The organism is Aerolutibacter ruishenii, from assembly GCF_007830115.1.
In the GTDB taxonomy this organism is placed as follows: domain Bacteria; phylum Pseudomonadota; class Gammaproteobacteria; order Xanthomonadales; family Xanthomonadaceae; genus Aerolutibacter; species Aerolutibacter ruishenii.
Genome location: NZ_VLKP01000011.1, coordinates 17779 through 31837 on the forward strand (window position 1 = coordinate 17779; position 14059 = coordinate 31837).

At 68.9% G+C, this 14059-nt stretch carries 14 protein-coding genes; 10 read left to right on the forward strand and 4 right to left on the reverse strand.

Going from position 1 to position 14059, the window contains the following annotated elements; genetic code table 11:
* Positions 1-105 precede the first annotated feature (105 nt).
* The 3 genes from hemW to rph form a co-directional block, all read right to left on the reverse strand.
* A complete protein-coding gene (gene hemW, locus IP93_RS12545) occupies positions 106-1269 on the reverse strand; it encodes a radical SAM family heme chaperone HemW (protein ID WP_144816232.1) in 1164 nt (387 codons plus the stop codon).
* A gap of 41 nt (positions 1270-1310) precedes the next feature.
* Complete coding sequence (gene rdgB / locus IP93_RS12550) at positions 1311-1928, reverse strand: RdgB/HAM1 family non-canonical purine NTP pyrophosphatase (protein ID WP_144816233.1); 618 nt, start codon at positions 1926-1928, stop codon at positions 1311-1313.
* Between the two features lie 82 nt (positions 1929-2010).
* Positions 2011-2754, reverse strand: coding sequence for a ribonuclease PH (gene rph, locus IP93_RS12555; protein ID WP_144816235.1), 744 nt, complete (start codon positions 2752-2754; stop codon positions 2011-2013).
* Between the two features lie 77 nt (positions 2755-2831).
* On the opposite strand from rph, the gene IP93_RS12560 reads away from it, so the two are divergent.
* The 10 genes from IP93_RS12560 (at position 2832) to IP93_RS12605 (ending at position 13310) form a co-directional block, all read left to right on the forward strand.
* Entirely contained in the window at positions 2832-3692 is an 861-nt protein-coding gene (locus IP93_RS12560; RefSeq protein WP_144816237.1) for a YicC/YloC family endoribonuclease, read from the forward strand.
* 2 nt (positions 3693-3694) lie between these two features.
* The gene (gene gmk, locus IP93_RS12565; protein WP_144816239.1) at positions 3695-4309 is read left to right on the forward strand and encodes a guanylate kinase; all 615 of its coding nucleotides are present in this window, start codon (positions 3695-3697) and stop codon (positions 4307-4309) included.
* Between the two features lie 219 nt (positions 4310-4528).
* Positions 4529-4828: a DNA-directed RNA polymerase subunit omega gene (gene rpoZ / locus IP93_RS12570; RefSeq protein ID WP_036135665.1), complete on the forward strand. Its 300-nt coding sequence runs from the start codon at positions 4529-4531 to the stop codon at positions 4826-4828.
* 123 nt (positions 4829-4951) lie between these two features.
* A complete protein-coding gene (locus IP93_RS12575) occupies positions 4952-7132 on the forward strand; it encodes a RelA/SpoT family protein (protein WP_144816240.1) in 2181 nt (726 codons plus the stop codon).
* 80 nt (positions 7133-7212) lie between these two features.
* Positions 7213-7596 (forward strand): RidA family protein, encoded by a 384-nt coding sequence (locus tag IP93_RS12580; protein WP_144816242.1) that lies wholly within the window; start codon positions 7213-7215, stop codon positions 7594-7596.
* Between the two features lie 18 nt (positions 7597-7614).
* Positions 7615-9747, forward strand: a complete 2133-nt coding sequence (recG, locus tag IP93_RS12585) for an ATP-dependent DNA helicase RecG (RefSeq protein WP_144816244.1) — start codon at positions 7615-7617, stop codon at positions 9745-9747.
* A gap of 51 nt (positions 9748-9798) precedes the next feature.
* Positions 9799-10734 (forward strand): nucleoside hydrolase, encoded by a 936-nt coding sequence (locus IP93_RS12590; RefSeq protein WP_144816246.1) that lies wholly within the window; start codon positions 9799-9801, stop codon positions 10732-10734.
* 72 nt (positions 10735-10806) lie between these two features.
* Positions 10807-11049 carry a type B 50S ribosomal protein L31 gene (locus tag IP93_RS12595; protein WP_144816247.1) on the forward strand — a complete coding sequence of 81 codons (243 nt, stop codon included), beginning with the start codon at positions 10807-10809 and terminating at the stop codon, positions 11047-11049.
* Positions 11050-11394: 345 nt separating this feature from the next.
* A complete protein-coding gene (locus IP93_RS12600) occupies positions 11395-12696 on the forward strand; it encodes a citrate synthase (protein WP_144816249.1) in 1302 nt (433 codons plus the stop codon).
* A gap of 5 nt (positions 12697-12701) precedes the next feature.
* On the forward strand, positions 12702-13310 hold the full coding sequence (locus IP93_RS12605) for a hypothetical protein (protein WP_144816251.1): 609 nt from the start codon (positions 12702-12704) through the stop codon (positions 13308-13310).
* A gap of 81 nt (positions 13311-13391) precedes the next feature.
* On the opposite strand, the gene IP93_RS12610 is transcribed toward IP93_RS12605, so the two are convergent.
* Positions 13392-14018, reverse strand: coding sequence for a hypothetical protein (locus IP93_RS12610; protein WP_144816399.1), 627 nt, complete (start codon positions 14016-14018; stop codon positions 13392-13394).
* Positions 14019-14059: the final 41 nt, after the last annotated feature.

Genomic DNA, 14059 nt, shown 5'->3' on the forward strand with positions numbered 1-14059 from the left:
CACCTGGCCTGACGAGGATCCCCTGGTCCTTCGCCCGTCGTATGGATGCCGCAGGTGAAGCCCTAGGATGTCCTACGTTACACCGACTCGGGGCAGGACAGGGCGTCAGGCAGCCTCGTCCAGGAAAAGGTTGACCACGTCGTTGGTGAACCGACGGCCCAACTCGGTCGGCGACACCACATCGTCCTTGCGCTCGAGCCACCCCGCGCGGCATGCCTTGTCCAACCGGCTGGCGACATGCGCAGGATCCAGCCCCGTTCGCGCAGCGAACTCCGACAGGGCAAACCCTTCCACCAGCCGCAGGGCGTTGAGCATGTACTCGAAGGGACGCCTCTCCACGTCGACCCGTTCGTCGCCGCCGATCGCCGAGGCCGTACCCGCGTGTGCCATGTAGGTGGCCGGGTGCTTGTGCTTCCAGCGACGCAGGATGGCCTGTTCGCTGCCCAGGGTGAGCTTGCCGTGCGCGCCAGCGCCGATGCCCAGGTAATCGCCGTAACGCCAGTAGTTGAGGTTGTGGTCGCAGCGCTTTCCCGGCCGCGCGTAGGCGCTCACTTCGTACTGCGCGTATCCGGCATCGGCCAGCAGGGTCTGGCAATGCTCCTGCATGTCCCAACTGGCGTCGTCATCGGGGATGCCGGCGGGCGGTCGCGCCGCGAACACCGTGTTCGGCTCCAGCGTCAGCTGGTAGTGCGAGACGTGCGTGGGCTGCAACGCGAACGCGCGTTGCAGGTCGTGCCCGGCCATCGCAAGGGTCTGCCCGGGCAGGGCGTACATCAGGTCCAGGTTGATGTTGTCGAAGCCGGCGTCCTGCGCCAGCTTGACCGCGGCCTCGGCCTCTGCGCTGTCGTGGATGCGTCCCAGGCGCTGCAGGCAGCCGTCGTCGAAGCTCTGCACGCCGAAGCTGAGCCGGTTGATGCCGGCGGCGCGGTAGCCTTCGAAGCGGCCATGCTCGGCGGTGCCTGGATTGGTCTCCAGCGTGATCTCGCAGCCCGGCGCGAAGCGCAGGCGCGCACTGGCGCCCTGCAGGAAGCGGTCGATGGCCTCGGGCGGCATCAGGCTGGGCGTGCCGCCGCCGAAGAACACGGTGCGCACGTTGCGGCCCCATACCAGCGGCAGGTCGTGGTCCAGGTCGGCCAGCAGCGCATCCACGTAGGCCTCGAAAGGCGGTTCGCCGCGCCGTTCGTGCGAGTTGAAATCGCAATACGGACATTTGCGCACGCACCAGGGAACGTGCACGTACAGGGACAGCGGCGGGGTGGTCAGCGTCATCGGCGTATTGTCCCACCGCGGCGCGAGCGCTGCGGGGCGGATCAGCGTGCGTGCAGCGGATCGTTCAGCGACAATGCCTGCAGCCGGGCCTTCAGTTGCGCCAGGGCCTGCCCGCGGTGACTGATGCGGTTCTTGCTGGCGGGGGCGAGTTCGGCGGCCGTCTGTCCCGATCCGGGGTCGAGGAATACCGGGTCATAGCCGAAGCCCCCCGCGCCGCGCCGGGCCGGCAGCACCAAGCCCTCCCAGCGGCCCTCCACCACCAGCGGTTGAGGGTCGTCGGCCTGGCGCAGCAGCACCAGCACGGCAATGAAGTGCGCGGTGCGGGCCGCTTCGGGCATGCCGTTCATCGCGGCCAGCAGCTTGTCGATGTTGGCTTCCGCATCGGCCTGCACCCCCGCATAGCGCGCCGAGTACAGGCCGGGGGCGCCGCCCAGCGCATCCACGCACAGCCCGGAGTCGTCGGCCAACGCAGGCAGGCCGGTCACTCGTGCCGCGTGGCGCGCCTTGATCAACGCGTTCTCGAGGAAGGTCAGGCCGGTTTCGGGTACGTCTTCGACCCCTAGGCTCGATTGGGACACCAGGGTGAAGCCGGATTCGCCGAGGATGGCGTTGAGTTCGGCGAGCTTGCCGGCGTTGCCTGAGGCCAGGACCAGTTTCATGGCGTTGCGGTCACGTGCAGGGCGGTGGCGCCAAGGGAGGGCCCGGGCGGGATCATCCGCGCCAGGATCGCAGGAAGGCGCGTCAGCCGGCCAATGCTTCGCGCTGCAACGCGACCAGCCGGGCGATGCCGATTTCCGCGAGGGCGGTCATCGCGTGCAACTCCTCGCGGCGGAAAGCGTGGCCCTCGGCCGTGCCCTGTACCTCGATGAAGCCGCCGCCGTCGTTCATCACCACGTTCATGTCGGTATCGCAGTCGCTGTCCTCGGCGTAGTCCAGGTCCAGCACCGGCACGCCGCGGTAGATGCCCACCGACACCGCCGCGACCGCGCCGAACACCGGGTCGCGGCTGATTTCCCGGCGCGCCTGCAGCCAGCGCACCGCATCGACCAGCGCCACGTAGGCACCGGTGATCGCCGCAGTACGCGTTCCGCCATCGGCCTGCAGCACGTCGCAGTCCAGAGTGATGGTGCGCTCGCCGAGCACCTTTCGATCCACGCAGGCGCGCAGCGAGCGGCCGATCAGGCGCTGGATCTCCAGCGTGCGTCCGCCCTGCTTGCCGCGCGCGGCCTCGCGGTCGCTGCGGGTGTTGGTGGCGCGCGGCAGCATGCCGTACTCGGCGGTCACCCAGCCTTCGCCCTTGCCGCGCAGGAATGCCGGCGCCTTGTTCTCCACGCTGGCGGTGCACAGCACCCGCGTGTCACCAAAGCTGACCAGCACCGACCCTTCGGCATGGCGCGTGTAGCCGCGCTCGATCCGCACCTCGCGCAACTGGTCGGCGGCACGGCCGCTGGGGCGGGAAAAGCCTTGCGGCAGGGAGCTGGTCATCAGTGCGATTACCGGGTTTGGGGCCGGCGAGTTTACCATTCGCCCCTTGCCGGCCCGCTTCCGGACAGGACTGACGCATGATCCGCAGCATGACCGCCTTCGCCAGCGGCGAACGCGACACCGAATGGGGCGCGCTCTCGTGCGAGTTGCGCTCGGTCAACCACCGTTTCCTCGAAGTGGGCGTGCGCCTGCACGACGAATTGCGCGCAATGGAGCCGGCCCTGCGCGAGCGCATCGGCGCCCGCGTCGCGCGCGGCAAGCTGGACCTGACCCTGCGCCTGCGCGCGCCTGAGGGCGAAGCCGAGCTGCAGGTCAACCCGACCCGGATCCGCGAACTGTCGGACCTGGCGGTGGACCTGTCCGCGCGCTTCCCCGCGCTGAAGACCGAATTCACCCAGTTGTTGCAGTTCCCTGGCGTGCTCCAGGCCAAGGCCACCGACCCGGCGGCGCTTCAGGCTGAAGCATTGGCGCTGCTGGACGCCGTGCTGGATGAGTTCATCGCCGCACGTGAGCGCGAAGGCGCCAAGCTGGCCGCGGTCATCACCGAGCGCGTGGACGGCATCGCCGCCATCGCGGTCGAGGTTCGCGAGCTGATGCCTGCCATCCGTGCCGGACAGCGCGCGAAACTCGAGGCGCGCCTGTCCGACCTGGCGCAGCCCGCCGACCCCGGTCGGCTGGAGCAGGAGCTGGTGATGTGGCTGCAGAAACTTGACGTGGAAGAGGAGCTCGATCGCCTCAACGCCCACGTCGGCGAAGCACGCCGGGTACTCAAGCTCAAGGAAGCAGTCGGCCGTCGGCTCGACTTCCTGCTGCAGGAATTCAACCGCGAGGCGAACACCCTGGGCTCCAAGTCGGTGGATGCCCGCACCTCGGCCGCGGCCATCGAGCTCAAGGTCCTGATCGACCAGGTCCGCGAACAGATCCAGAACATCGAATGACCATGCGCGGAACCCTGTTCATCGTCGCGGCGCCTTCGGGTGCGGGCAAGTCGAGCATCGTCAATGCGGTGCTCGCGCGCGACCCCAACATCGCCCTGTCGATCTCGTTCACCTCGCGCCAGCCGCGGCCAGGCGAGCGCCACGCCGAGCACTACCACTTCGTCCGCAAGGACGAGTTCGAAAGCATGGTCGCGGCCGGCGACTTCTTCGAGCACGCCCTGGTGCACGGCGACTGGAAGGGCACGGCGCGCCAGTCGGTGGAGCCGCAACTCAACGCCGGCAAGGACGTGCTGCTGGAGATCGACTGGCAGGGCGCGCGGCAGGTACGCGACAAGGTGCCGGGGGCGATCAGCGTGTTCATCCTGCCGCCCTCGCGCGAGGCGCTGGAGCAGCGCATGCGCGACCGCGGGCAGGACTCCGATGCGGTGATCCTGCAGCGCCTGGCGGCCGCGCGCGAGGAGATGTCGCACTACGGCGAATTCGACTACGTGATCGTCAACGAGCACTTCGCGGTGGCGGTGGACGAGATGTGCTCGGTGTTCACCGCCAGCCGCCTTCGCCGCGAACAGCAGGTGGCGCGCCACGGGCGGTTGATCACGGCGTTGCTGGCGGACTGAGCGGCGCGGGCGGCTCCCGGTAAGGGGGGCTGCGTAGCGTGCCCTTGCGCCAATCCTCCCCCGGGTGGTGGCATTCCGCGGCGCCGGAGGCCAGCAGCGGAGCCTTCTCGCGGATGGAAAACGCTTTTGAAACAATGACTTGCTGTGATGCGCCCAAGCCCGGTATAATCTCCGGTCCCACCGAGTCTGTATGGACGGCCCACGGCCGCCAGGAGCCCCATGGCCCGCATCACCGTTGAAGATTGCCTGGAAGTGGTCAACAACCGCTTCGAACTCGTCATGATGGCCGCCAAGCGTGCCCGCCAGCTGGCCAACGGCGTCGAGCCGCAGCTGGACAACAGCGAGTCCAATGACAAGCCGACCGTCCTTGCCCTGCGCGAGATCGCCGCGCGTCGCATCGACCCCGAATACATCGACGCGGTGGAAAAGGCCGAGCGCGAGCGCAAGGAGCGCGAGGCGCTGGAGTGGGCCGCCGCCGAAGTCGTGGCCGACGACGACATGTCCAAGGGCGACGACTGAGATACCTGCCGCGCGCCCCTGGCGCGTGCATCGGACGCAACGGCCCCGCCTTGGCGGGGCCGTGTCGTTTCCGCTGTTCAGCCGCGCGTTGCCGCACCGCGCCGCGCCGCGTAGATTGCCTGTATGAACCCTCGCGAGACCGCCGTGCACCCAGCCCCGGCGCCTGCGTCCGACGACGCGGGCGTGCCGGACTACGTGCGCGACCTCGAGCGGGTTGCCACGTACCTGCCGCCGGAACAGCTGCGCCTGCTGCGTCGCGCCTGGGCGGTCGGTGCGGCCGCACACGCGGGGCAGACCCGCAAGTCCGGCGAGCCGTACATCACCCATCCGGTGGCGGTGGCCCAGGTGTTGGCCGAGCAGGGACTGGATGTCGAGACCCTGGTGGCGGCGATCCTGCACGATACCCTCGAGGACACCCCGCTGGACTATGACGGCCTGGTCGCCGAATTCGGCGACACCGTCGCCGAGCTGGTGGATGGCGTCACCAAGCTGGACAAGCTGCAGTTCCGCGACCGCCAGGAAGCAGCGGCAGAAAGCTTCCGCAAGATGCTGCTGGCCATGGCGCGCGACCTGCGCGTGATCCTCATCAAGCTGGCCGACCGCCTGCACAACATGCGCACGCTGGGCGCGCAGGGCACCGAGGCGCGACACCGCATCGCACGCGAGACGCTGGAGATCTACGCGCCCATCGCCCAGCGCCTGGGCATGAACCTGATCAAGGCCGAACTGCAGGACCTGGGGTTCCGTGCCCTGCATCCATGGCGGCATGCGGTGATCGAGAAGCGCATCCGCACCCAGCCGGTGGTGCGGCGCGAGGCGCTGGTGCAGATCGAGGCCACGCTGGCGCAGCGACTGGCCAAGGAGAAGCTGGTCAACCGCCTGGTCAGTCGGGTCAAATCGCCGTGGAGCATCTACAGCAAGATGCGCGCCGAGCACAAGAACTTCGCCCAGGTGATGGACGTGTTCGGGTTCCGCATCGTGCTGCGCGGCGTGGCCGACTGCTACCACGCGCTGGGCGTGGTCCATGCGGCGTACAAACCGCTGGATGCCCGTTTCCGCGACTTCATCGCCATTCCGAAGGCCAACGGCTACCAGTCGCTGCACACCGTCCTGTTCGGTCCGTATGGGTCCCCCATCGAGGTGCAGATCCGCACCGAGGAGATGGACCTGGTCGCCGAACGGGGTATCGCCGCGCACTGGTCCTACAAGCAGGGTGGCGAAGGCTCGACGAGTGCGCAGAACCGAGCGCAGGACTGGATCACCGGCCTGGTGGAGGCGCAGCATGCCACCGGTTCGTCGCTGGAATTCCTCGAGAACGTCAAGGTCGACCTGTTCCCGGACGAGGTGTACCTGTTCACGCCGAAGGGCGACATCATGTCGTTGCCGCGCAATTCCACCGCGCTCGACTTCGCCTATGCCGTGCATACCGATGTCGGCAACCGCGCCGTTGCCGCGCGCGTGGACGGCAAGCTGGTGCCGCTGCGCAGCAGGTTGGCCAGCGGCCAGCGCGTGGAAATCATCACCGCCAAGTCGTCCGCACCCAAGCCACAGTGGCTGGAGTTCGTCGTCTCGGGCAAGGCCCGCACCTCGATCCGCCAGCAGCTCAAGCAACTGGAGCACGAGGATGCGGTGCAACTGGGCCACCGCATGCTGGACCGGGCGCTGGAGGTGCTGGAAACCTCGCTGGAGCGCGTGCCGGCGGTGCGCATGGATGCCTATCTGGCAGAGCAGCGCTACGCGCGGCTGGAGGCATTGCTGGCCGACATCGCCCTGGGCAACCGCATGCCCGTGCAGGTGGCCCAGGCGCTGGTGCGCACCGCGCCGGAAAAGCTCGGGCGCCGCGAGGTGCGCAAGCCCGCGGCGGAAGACCGGATCCTGATCACCGGCCGCGAGCGCGGCGTGATCAGTTTCGCCAACTGCTGCCAGCCCGTGCCCGGCGACGACGTCATGGGCTACCACACCGCGGGCAAGGGCATCGTCGTGCACCGCGTGGAATGTCCCAACGTCGTCGAGTACCGCAAGTCGCCGGACCGCTGGGTGTCCATTGGCTGGGACCGGAAGGTCGAGGGCCACTTCGGCGCAGCGTTGAAGATCGAGGTGGACAACCGGCCCGGGGCGCTGGCGCAGGTGGCTGCGGCCATTGCCGAAGCCGACTCCAACATCGACCGTGTGGAGTACCTGGAGCGCGATACCAACATGGCGGTGCTGCGTTTCGGCGTGGAGGTGCGCGACCGCCGCCACCTTGCCGATGTGATGCGACGCGTCCGCAGGCTGGGGGTGGTGCTGGGCGTCCAGCGCTTCTGATCCGCAGCGCGGACCGGTGGGCCAGTCCGCTAGACTGGGGCATCGCTTCGCCATCCCGCATTGCTTCACAAGGAGCCCGCATGTCCCGCCAGATCATCCACACCGACAAGGCCCCTGCCGCCATCGGCCCGTACTCGCAGGCCGTGCGTGCCGGCAACACCGTGTACCTGTCCGGGCAGATTCCACTGGACCCGGCCACCGGGCTGGTGGTCGAAGGCGGCATCGACGCGCAGACGCGTCGCGCATTCGACAATCTCGTCGCCGTGTGTGAGGCCGCCGGCGGGTCGCTGGAAAAGATCGTGCGTCTTGGCCTGTACCTGACCGACCTGGGCGAGTTCGCAACGGTCAACGCGGTGATGGGCGAGTACTTCAATGCCCCCTTCCCCGCGCGCTCCACCATCGAAGTCTCCGGGCTGCCGCGCGGCGTGCTGTTCGAGGTCGATGCGGTGATGGTGCTGGACTGATCCTGCGCCACCCAGGGAATGCCCCGCGCCCCCCGGCCTGCGCCCGCGCTCGCTGCCATCGGTGAAACGCCGTTGACGGCGTTGCCCGGTTGCGGGCCCAGGGTGGCGGAGAAACTGGCGGCACGTGGCCTGCAGTCGCTGCAGGACCTGTGGCTGCAGTTGCCGCGCCAGTACGAAGACCGCACCCGGCTGACGCCGATCGCCGCATTGCAGCCGGGCGTACCGGCGCAGGTGGAAGGGCGGGTGGAGGCCGTGGACCGCGGGTTCCGCTATCGGCCGATGTTGCGCGTCGCGCTGGACGATGGCTCGCGTGGCACCCTGGTGCTGCGGTTCTTTCATTTCCGCGCCGCCCAGGTGGCGCAGTTCCGGCCCGGTGTCCGCGTGCGCTGCTACGGCACCCCCCGGCCTGGCCAGCACGGCCTGGAGATCGTCCATCCGAGCTACCGCATCATCGGCGAGGCCGACGACGCGCTGGGGGATTCGCTCGATCCGGTATACCCGGCCATCGAGGGCATCGGCCCCGCGACCCTGCGCCGCCTGATCGGGCTGGCGCTGGACCGGTTGCCCGAGGTGGAGGCGCTGGAACTGCTGCCAGAACGGCTGCGCAGCGAACTGCGCTTGCCGACGCTGCGCGAGGCACTGCTCACCGTGCATCGGCCGCCGCCCGGGGCCGACTTGCCCGCGCTGCTGGCCGGCACGCATCCGGCGCAGCGACGCCTGGCGCTGGAGGAACTGCTGGCGCACCACCTCAGCCTGCGTCGCCAGCGCATCGCCCAGCAGACGCATGCGGCCGTCGTGCTGCGCGACACGACGTTGGCGGCGCGCCTGCGCGAGTCGCTGCCATTTGCGCTGACCGGGGCGCAGCAGCGGGTATTTGCCGAGATCCGTGGCGACCTGGGCCGACCGTCACCCATGTTGCGGCTGGTGCAGGGCGATGTCGGCTCCGGCAAGACCGTCGTGGCCGCGATGGCCGCGGTGATGGCCGTCGCCGCGGGTCGGCAGGCCGCGCTGATGGCGCCGACCGAGTTGCTGGCCGAGCAGCACCTCGCCAACCTGCGTGGCTGGCTGCAGCCGCTGGGCGTCAACGTGGCGTGGTTGGCGGGCAAGGTCACCGGCCGCGCGCGCGCCAAGGTGCTGGAGACCGTGGCCGCCGGCGAGGCGCAGGTGGTGGTGGGCACGCATGCGCTGATGCAGGAGGGCGTGGTGTTCCGCGACCTGGCCCTGGCCATCGTCGACGAGCAGCATCGCTTTGGCGTGCACCAGCGCCTGGCATTGCGCGACAAGGGCGCCGGCGTGCTGGCCGACGGCGAGCGCGAGCGCATCCACGTCGTGCCGCACCAGCTGGTGATGACCGCCACGCCGATCCCGCGCACGTTGGCGATGGCCGCCTATGCCGACCTGGATGTCTCCGCCATCGACGAGCTGCCGCCGGGCCGCACCCCCGTGCAGACCGTGGCGCTTGGCGCGGAGCGGCGCCCGGAACTGGTCGAACGCATCCGCATGGCCTGTGCCGAAGGTCGGCAGGCGTACTGGGTCTGCACGCTGATCGACGACAGCGACGAGGTCGTGGCGCAGGCCGCGCAGACCACGTACGAGGAGCTTGGCCGACAGTTGCCGGGGCTGCGCGTCGGCCTGGTGCATGGCCGCATGAAGGCGGCGGACAAGCAGGCCACCATGCTGGCGTTCAAGTGCGGCGAGATCGACCTGCTGGTGGCCACCACGGTCATCGAAGTCGGCGTGGACGTGCCCAACGCCTCGTTGATGATCATCGAGAACGCCGAGCGGCTGGGGCTGGCGCAGTTGCACCAGCTGCGGGGCCGGGTGGGGCGGGGCAGTGCGGCCTCGCGCTGCGTGTTGCTGTACCAGTCGCCACTGTCGCAACTGGCCCGGCAGCGACTGGAAACCATGCGCGAAACCAACGACGGCTTCGTCATTGCCGAGAAGGACCTGGAGCTGCGCGGTCCCGGTGAGCTGCTGGGGACGCGCCAGACCGGCCTGGTCGCGTTCCGCGTGGCCGATCTGGTCCGCGACGCCGACCTGTTGCCGCGCGTGCAGCAACTCGCCGAGCGGTTGCTGGCCGAAGCGCCCGACACGGCCGAGCGCATCGTGGCGCGCTGGGTGGGCGGCGCAGCACGCTACGCGTCCGCCTAGCCGCGCCGAAGCGTTCGGGGCAGACGCGGTGGAAATGCGCATAATCGCCCCATGACCGACCTGATTCCGTTGCTGATCGACACCGACCCCGGCGTGGACGATGCGCTGGCGTTGCTCATGGCCTTCAACGACCCGCGCCATCGGGTGGTGGGCCTCGCCATCGCCGCCGGCAACGTGGGCTTGCGCCACACCGTGGCCAATGCGCTCAAGCTGTGCGAGGTCGCGGGCGTGGACGTGCCCGTGTTCGCCGGCTGCGCATCGCCGCTGGTGCACGAAGCCGAGGATGCCGCGCACGTGCACGGACAGGACGGCTTTGGCGACATCGGCTACGCCCCCGCCGCCACGCAGGCGCAGGCCGAGCATGCCGCGCTCGCGATACTGCGCCTGTCGCACGAGCATGCTGGCCGGCTGCTGCTGGTGGCGCTCGGCCCGCTGACCAACATCGCGCTGGCGTTGCGCCTGGACCCGACGCTGCCGCAGCGCGTGGCGCGCCTGGTGTTGATGGGCGGCGCGGTCACCGCGCACGGCAACATCACGCCCGCCGCCGAGTTCAACATCGCCTTCGACCCCGAAGCGGCGCACGTGGTGTTCAGCGCATTCCCGCACATCGACCTGGCCGACTGGGAGGCGACCGTCGCCCATGGGCTGCTGCACGAGGAGGTGGTGGACTGGCTGCGCGCGGACTCGCCGCGCGCGCGCTTCTACGAGGCCATTTCGCGCAGGACCCGGGAATGGTCCGCCGACCGGCGCGGCGCGTACTGGCATTCGGCCGACGCGCTGGCCATGGCCTTCGCGCTGCAGCCCGATGGCGCCGTCGAGTGCGTGGATCGCCCGGTCGTGGTGGAGCTGGAAGGCCGGCACACGCGCGGCGCGACCGTGGTCGACTGGAACCGCCAGACGGGCAGGACGGACAATGCGCGCGTGCTGCTGCGCTACGACCCGGCGCGTTTCCATGGCCTGATCCGGAACGCGCTGGCCGCCGGTTGAGGGGTGGGCTTGCCCGGAGCGGAATTGCCGGCTAGAATGCCGCTCTTTCCCGTTTACAGATTGGTGAGTGCCATGAAGGCCGGCATCCATCCCGAATACCGCGACGTCGTCTTCCAGGACGTCACCACCGAATTCCAGATCCTGACCCGTTCGACGCTCGGTTCCAAAGAGACGGTCAAGTGGGAGGACGGCAACGAGTACCCGCTGATCAAGGTCGATATCTCGTCGGCCTCGCACCCGTTCTACACGGGCAAGCACAAGATCGTGGATACCAGCGGTCGCGTGGACAAGTTCCGCAAGCGCTACGGCAAGTAATCGCCGCAACGCCGTGTTGCATGACGGCCGCCTTCGGGCGGCCGTTTGCGTTTCCGCCCGAGGCGCCCGCCGGCCTGCAACCGTTGGTCGCGTACGGCGGTGGGCTTGGTCCGCCCCTCCGTGGCGCGTGCCGGAATCGCCACTGCGCCATACGCCGGAGGCGCGCCGCGCATGGACTTTTCCAGCGTGCGCCTGACTAAAGTCAGAGCCCGGGCCCAAGGGCATTGTGCGATAATTCAGGATCGCAAGTCCGGGCCGGATTGGGCACCCGCCGCCGGTCCGACCTGCTTCCTTCCCCCTTACGCGCCAAGGGTTTCCCGCGGTGCGCAGATCGAGGAGTGCTTCGTGTCCGATAACCCGTCCGGCCTGACCCAGGTCACCCTTGCCGCCGGCGACAAGAGCGTCGTCCTGCCCGTGCAGCACCCGACCCTGGGCGCGCCCTGCATCGACATCGCCAAGCTGCCCAAGGAAACCGGTTGCTTCACCTACGACCCGGGCTTCGGCGCCACTGCCAGCTGCAAGTCGGCCATCACCTACATCGATGGCGACGCCGGCGTGCTGCTGTACCGCGGCTACCCGATCGAACAGCTGGCCGAGAAGTCCAGCTTCCTCGAGGTCGCCTACCTGCTGATGCACGGCGAGCTGCCGAGCAAGACGCAGTTCTCCTCGTTCGAACATGAGGTCACGCATCACACGATGATGCACGAGGCCTTCCGCACCTTCCTGTACGGCTTCCGCCACGACGCGCACCCGATGGCCATGCTGACGGGCATGCTCGGTTCGCTGGCCAGCTTCTACCACAACGACCTCGACCTCGAGGATCCGGAGCAGCGCCGCCTGGCCGCGATCCGCCTGCTGGCCAAGGTGCCGACCATTGCCGCCGCCTGCTACCGCTACTCCATCGGTTGGCCGATGCGCTACCCGAAGAACAACCTCGAGTACACCACGCGCTTCCTGCACATGATGAAGGAAGTGCCGTCGGAGCCGCTGGAGCTCAGCCCGATGGCCGCCAAGGCCATGGACCTGCTGTTCATCCTGCACGCCGACCACGAGCAGAACGCTTCGACCTCGACCGTGCGCCTGGTCGGCTCCACCGGTGCCAATCCGTACGTCAGCGTTGCTGCCGGCGTGGCCGCGCTGTGGGGACCTGCGCACGGCGGCGCCAACGAAGCCGTGCTCAAGATGCTGGAAGAGATCGGCCGTCCGGAGAACGTCGGCTCGGCCATCGACAAGGCCAAGGACAAGGAGTCGGGCTTCCGCCTGATGGGCTTCGGCCACCGCGTCTACAAGAACTTCGACCCGCGCGCCAAGATCATCCGCGAGATGACCCACAAGGTGCTGGGCGAACTGGGCATCAACGACCCGCTGCTCGAGGTCGCGATGAAGCTCGAGGAGGCCGCGCTGAAGGACGAGTACTTCGTGCAGCGCAAGCTCTACCCGAACGTCGACTTCTACTCCGGCATCATCTACAAGGCGCTGGGCATCCCGACCGAGATGTTCACGGTCATGTTCGCCATCGCCCGCACCGCCGGCTGGGTCAGCCACTGGCTGGAGCAGCAGACCGATCCGGAAGCCCGCATCGGCCGTCCGCGCCAGATCTACACCGGCTCGCCGGTGCGCGACTACGTGGGCATCGACAAGCGCTGATCCGCATGGCGCAACCGCCCGCCGGCGCACGCGCCGACGCGATGACGGAGCCGCGGCCTCGCCGCGGCTTCGTCGTTTTCAAGTGGCTGATGTACGCGCTGCTGGCCGGCAACGTGGCGCTGTTCTCGCTGTACGGCCGCGTGACCGAACTGGTCGACACCGCCGCATGGCTGGCGCTGCTGATGCTGTTCGAATGGGAGACCGGCGGCTGGCCGTTGCCGACGCGCGCGCGGGTGGGTTTGCACGCGGTGCGCGCGGTCGCCGGGATGGCGGTGGTGGTGGCGTGCGTGGGCTATGCGCTGGAAAGGCAGTGGCTGGATTTCGCCAATGCGCTGGCGTGGCTGGGCGTGGTCGCGTTGCTGGAACTTGAGGTCAGGCTGCCGCGGGAGGCGGTACGCCTGCATCGTGGTCGCCGCGCCATCGCCGGCGTGCTCTATCTCGCGCTGCTGGGGTTGCTCATGGCCTGGGCCGTGCAGGGCGCAACCGGCTCCGAGCCGCTGCAGGCCTGGCTCGACGCCTGGGATGCACTGCTGTGGCTGGCCGCCTTCGTGGTGATCGAGCTCAACGTGTTCGGCTACGGCCGGCACCGTCAGGACCTGCGAAGTCCGGCCTGAACGACGCGACGAAGTAGCCATGTCGCGCGGTCGGCGAGGCGGCGGCAACGGGCGGACGGAAGGGTGAACCGGTCGCGTGAGTCAACCGCGACCCTGCTCGAATCCGCTGATGTCCTCTTCCACCAGCAACTGCTGCAACTGCGTGGCCGATGCGCGCCGCATGGGCTTCTCGTCCACGCTGGACAGCGGTGCCTGGCGCAGCACCGTGCACGGCAGCACGGTCACGTCGAACGTCAGGTCCTCGGCACTGAACACCCACACCGGGAAATCGCCTTCGCGTGCGCGGTCCAGGCGCAAGTGGCGGCTGCGCGCCTCGGCGGGAATGCCGTGCTGCTCGAGGAACCGCGGCACCGCGTCGGGATCATCGTCATGCAGGTGCAGGGCCACGGGGCTGCGCGCATCGGCGGTGCCGTCCAGCACCGGGCCTACCAGCCGCGGCTCGAACCCGGCAAAGAACGCCAGTGCACGCAGCGCGGCCTCGCGGCGCTGGCGGATGGCATCCGTATTGCCGGGCTGGAACAGGCGCTGGTACTCGCGCAACGCCTCCTCGATCTCACGGTTGCGGGGCAAGGAGGCGTCGTCATGGATGCCCAGCCGCGCCGCGGCCTTGAGCTTGGCCTGGTGGAAGTCGCGGATGCCGCCTTCGGCCATCAGGCGGGCGGCTTCGTGCGCCAGCCGGTGGCGGCGCTCCCGGGTACGGGTCTGCATGTGCAGGTGGGCGTGCCGTCGGGCGTGGCTCACAATCGACC

Bases quoted from the DNA above. Each gene is read 5' to 3' on its own strand.
- hemW (WP_144816232.1), bottom strand. From the start codon at position 1,269: ATGACGCTGACCACCCCGCCGCTGTCCCTGTACGTGCACGTTCCCTGG.
- rdgB (WP_144816233.1), bottom strand. From the start codon at position 1,928: ATGAAACTGGTCCTGGCCTCAGGCAACGCCGGCAAGCTCGCCGAACTC.
- rph (WP_144816235.1), bottom strand. From the start codon at position 2,754: ATGACCAGCTCCCTGCCGCAAGGCTTTTCCCGCCCCAGCGGCCGTGCC.
- IP93_RS12560 (WP_144816237.1), top strand. From the start codon at position 2,832: ATGATCCGCAGCATGACCGCCTTCGCCAGCGGCGAACGCGACACCGAA.
- gmk (WP_144816239.1), top strand. From the start codon at position 3,695: ATGCGCGGAACCCTGTTCATCGTCGCGGCGCCTTCGGGTGCGGGCAAG.
- rpoZ (WP_036135665.1), top strand. From the start codon at position 4,529: ATGGCCCGCATCACCGTTGAAGATTGCCTGGAAGTGGTCAACAACCGC.
- IP93_RS12575 (WP_144816240.1), top strand. From the start codon at position 4,952: ATGAACCCTCGCGAGACCGCCGTGCACCCAGCCCCGGCGCCTGCGTCC.
- IP93_RS12580 (WP_144816242.1), top strand. From the start codon at position 7,213: ATGTCCCGCCAGATCATCCACACCGACAAGGCCCCTGCCGCCATCGGC.
- recG (WP_144816244.1), top strand. From the start codon at position 7,615: ATGCCCCGCGCCCCCCGGCCTGCGCCCGCGCTCGCTGCCATCGGTGAA.
- IP93_RS12590 (WP_144816246.1), top strand. From the start codon at position 9,799: ATGACCGACCTGATTCCGTTGCTGATCGACACCGACCCCGGCGTGGAC.
- IP93_RS12595 (WP_144816247.1), top strand. From the start codon at position 10,807: ATGAAGGCCGGCATCCATCCCGAATACCGCGACGTCGTCTTCCAGGAC.
- IP93_RS12605 (WP_144816251.1), top strand. From the start codon at position 12,702: ATGGCGCAACCGCCCGCCGGCGCACGCGCCGACGCGATGACGGAGCCG.
- IP93_RS12610 (WP_144816399.1), bottom strand. From the start codon at position 14,018: ATGCAGACCCGTACCCGGGAGCGCCGCCACCGGCTGGCGCACGAAGCC.